Raw genomic sequence first — 3441 nt, 5'->3', positions numbered from 1 at the left:
TGTCCTCCTCGGAGAACTCGAAGGCGGTGCGGCTGCCCATGAGGGCCACGCCCAATGACTCGTCCCCCTGGAGCAGCGGCACCCCGTAGAGGCCCCGGGTGCCCAGGGCCCGGAAGGCCTCCGTCTTCACCTGGGGGGACGTGGCCGCCGAGCGCAGTTGCCTCGGGGAGCGCTCGGCGGCGATGCTCCCGCAGAAGCCCTCGCCCATCCGCACGCTGAAGCCGGTGGACACCAGCCCCTCCATTCCCACCGAGGCCCGGGTCCGGAGCAGCTCGCCCTCGCGCAGCATCAGCGTCACCGAGTCCACCGAAGTGGTGGACTCCAGCATGACGCGCAGCAACCTCGGCAGGAAGGTGTCCAGGTCCTCCGTCCCGAGCGCCGCCTGGGAGATGCGCTCCAGGGCCTGGTAGGTGCGCTCGCGCGCCCGGGCATGGCGGGCCACGGCAGCGGCCATCAACTCCTCGAAGGCCCCGTTGAAGCGCTCCATCTCCCAGAAGGCCAGGGCCAACGCTCCCGGAGCGGTGCGCTCGAGGTGCTCCCCGTAGAGGTGCAGGATGCTGGCGCGCAGCACCGCGTACTCGCCGGACACCTCCTCCAGGTCGAAGCCCAGGTCCAGCTGCTCCAGCGCGTGGAGCTCCGGCGTCTCCCCCCACTCCCGCCGCTCGCCCAGGTGGAGGGCCTCCACCATTCCCGCCACCCGGTCGAGCAGCATGGGCAGATGTCCTCCAAGGCGGGGGTACGGCAGGCCACCGGTACAGGGGAGCTGGCGCACCGCGCGCTCCCACTGTTTCTCGATGTGCCCCCGGTGGCCCCGGATGAAGTCATGCAGGTGCAGGCGGCCCTGCGGCTCCAGCGGTGATTCGTGCTCGGCCATGCCTTGAAGATGGAGCCGCCGCCGCATGTGAGGTGGCCCCCGGCCCCCTGGGCACCACACGCTCCCCGCCAGGGCGGAGCGCCATCCATGCGCCTCACTGCCCGCGGGAGTCACCTCCGAGTACGAGGCGTGACCGTGCCGCAGGCACTGGAGTCACACTTCAGGGTGGGACCGGACCCGCCCGAAGTCCACCCGTGGCCAGGCACCTCCCTTTTGCGCCATGCGAGGGGACGGGAGTCGCGGCCAGGGAGACAAGGCCTCTTCAGGTGGCTGGCCCTTCATGTCAGCCCCAGGAGATGACTCACCAGCGGTGCCGGGTGAAGAGGCAGTCGACGAGCAGCGCCTCGCCAAGCCCATAGTTGGCCGACCGCGGCACGAGGTCCGGCACGGGAATGAAGAGGATGTCGTTGGGCAGGCGGGTGAAGCCGAACGTGGACTCAATCAGCCCGGCGAGCTTCGCCTCATGTGACTGCACTTCGGGAGGCAACGGCGGAAAGCGCAGCCAGCACTTGTTCTCGGGTGAGTCCGTCCTGTCCGTATGGGAGGTATAGATGGCGTACACCGGCGCGAGTGTGCTCAGCAGACATACGACCTCGTCATAGATGGGGTCGCCCGTCACGAATCCCGAGTTGGACACGCGAGCGCTGTAACAAGGATCATGCCAGGGAATCCTCGCGTCCCAGATGGAGCAGTCGGCGAACTCTCGACGCAACCGTTGAATGAAGTTCGTCCAGGCCGGCGTTCCCCCCACATGGGCTTCGATCAGCGCTTGGAGACGCTGGCCCTCTTCTGACTCCTTGTATCGAGGATCCTCGTTGTCGATGCCCGCCGGGTAGTAGCGGTGGACGAGCTGGACGAGCGCGTCAGCCGTCAGTTCCGGATTCATGAGGGGATGAGTCTCCAGTCTTTCAGTCAGGCGTAGGACACCCGGTCTTCGTACCTTTACGGAGACGGGAGGGGACCTGCATTCCGCGGAAACGTCGTCCTGGGGACGCCCACCGTATTGAAGCCGGTGACTTTGGCACCCGGGATGGTGCCGACCTTCCAGTCTCCCAGGATGCGCTCCATGCGTTCCCTGAAGTGCTGACAAGCCAGGGCGACCGGAACCCGCTCCCGCAGGACGATGCGGGCGGCCTCGTCCGCCGCTCTGGCGGAAGCCTCTTGGGCGAGTGCGTCCCAGACCAACCCGTTCCGATTCCTCTCCGGAACACCCACCTCGATCTCGCAGACAGCGGTTTGAGGAAACACGGGGGAAATCCTGCCCAGGAGCACGAGCACCTGGGCCACCTTCCATCCACCTGTATCCGTGCCCGTATGGGGCACGATGTTGGTGAACTGGAACATGGCCGGCGGGATATGACCGCCAGCGCACGCGAGCCAGGCCGCACCGAGGAGCGCCAGCCACAGCAAGACACCCCGTGCGGTGGACGATGACCGGATGGACATGAGGCCTCCTGTGCGGGAGGCAGACTCCCCCAATTCGGGACGCCGGCGCCCCCGGCCTTCCCCGCGACGTCCACCAGCGGTCAGGTTCCTCCGCTCCCCTCCACGCGAGCGGCCACGGCGAGCGGCCCGGCCCTACACTGCACAGGATTGGGAGACCCATGGTGACGTCGACGTCTCGCGAGGTTCTGCTCTTCACGCTCGAGGGGCAACGGTACGCCTTGTCCATGGAGGACGTGCGCGAGCTGGTGCGAGCCGTACGCCTCACCCCCCTGCCTCGCGCTCCCGCCGTCGTGGAGGGGCTGCTGGACCTGCGCGGCGAGCTCCTCCCCGTGCTGGACCTGCGGCGCCGCTTCCGCCTGCCCGCTCGCCGGCTCTCTCCCTCGGATCACCTCGTGGTGGCCCAGGCCGGGCCCCGCCGCGTCGCCCTTCGCGTGGACCGCGCCGAGGGCCTGCTCGCCCTGGAGCCGGGCCAGCTCGACGAAACCCCCCGCGAGCTGCCGGGCGTGGGCTACGTCGCCGGCGCCCTCAAGCTTCCCGATGGGCTCGTGCTCCTCCATGACCTGCGCACCTTCCTTTCCGAGGCGGAGGCGCTCGAATTGGAGGAGGCGCTCATGCAGGAGGGAGCCTCGCGGTGATGGACGGAACGCGGTCCTGGCGCCACCCTGGCTATGTCGCCATCCTCGACCTCGTCGCCGCGCGCGCGGGGCTGTTGCCGCCGAGCTGCCCGCCGGCCGCCATGGAGGGCATCGACCGGGCCATGGCCCGCGCCGGCCTCGCCGACTTCGACGCCTACCTCGCACGGCTCGCCGAGGATGCCGCCGCCCTGGATGACCTGCTGGTGGAGCTCACCATCGGGGAGACGTACTTCTTCCGCAATCCGGAGCATTTCGACTTCGTTCGCCACGAGGTGCTGAAGGACCTCGCCCGGCGCCGGGGCCCCCACCATGTGGTGCGCATGTGGAGCGCCGGCTGCGCCTCGGGCGAGGAGCCCTACACGCTGGCGGTGCTCCTCATGGAGGAGGGCTACGGCCACCGGATGGAGGTGCGGGGCACGGACGTCTCACGCGCCGCCCTGGCCCGCGCCCACCTGGCCAGCTATGGCGACTGGTCCCTGCGCGGCC

Annotated in this window: 5 protein-coding genes; 2 read left to right on the top strand and 3 right to left on the bottom strand. The window is 69.0% G+C overall.

Annotated elements, in window-relative coordinates; genetic code table 11:
- The 3 genes from VF794_RS26455 to VF794_RS26445 form a co-directional block, all read right to left on the bottom strand.
- Nucleotides 1–901: GAF domain-containing protein (locus VF794_RS26455; protein WP_331115091.1), on the bottom strand; the 901-nt coding region annotated here is incomplete at its 3' end.
- Between the two features lie 274 nt (nucleotides 902–1175).
- Entirely contained in the window at nucleotides 1176–1760 is a 585-nt protein-coding gene (locus tag VF794_RS26450; RefSeq protein WP_331115090.1) for a hypothetical protein, read from the bottom strand.
- Nucleotides 1761–1816: 56 nt separating this feature from the next.
- Nucleotides 1817–2320 carry a hypothetical protein gene (locus tag VF794_RS26445; protein ID WP_331115088.1) on the bottom strand — a complete coding sequence of 168 codons (504 nt, stop codon included), beginning with the start codon at nucleotides 2318–2320 and terminating at the stop codon, nucleotides 1817–1819.
- A gap of 158 nt (nucleotides 2321–2478) precedes the next feature.
- Between VF794_RS26445 and VF794_RS26440 the strand changes: the two genes are divergently transcribed.
- Nucleotides 2479–2955, top strand: coding sequence for a chemotaxis protein CheW (locus VF794_RS26440; RefSeq protein ID WP_331115087.1), 477 nt, complete (start codon nucleotides 2479–2481; stop codon nucleotides 2953–2955).
- On the top strand, nucleotides 2955–3441 hold a 487-nt coding region (locus VF794_RS26435), incomplete at its 3' end, for a CheR family methyltransferase (RefSeq protein WP_331115085.1). The genes VF794_RS26440 and VF794_RS26435, both read left to right, overlap by 1 nt.

Origin of the sequence: Archangium sp. (assembly GCF_036389735.1) — a bacterium.
Taxonomy (GTDB): domain Bacteria; phylum Myxococcota; class Myxococcia; order Myxococcales; family Myxococcaceae; genus Archangium.
The sequence above is the reverse complement of the archived record's forward strand: the minus strand, read 5'-3'. Positions and strand labels throughout refer to the sequence as shown.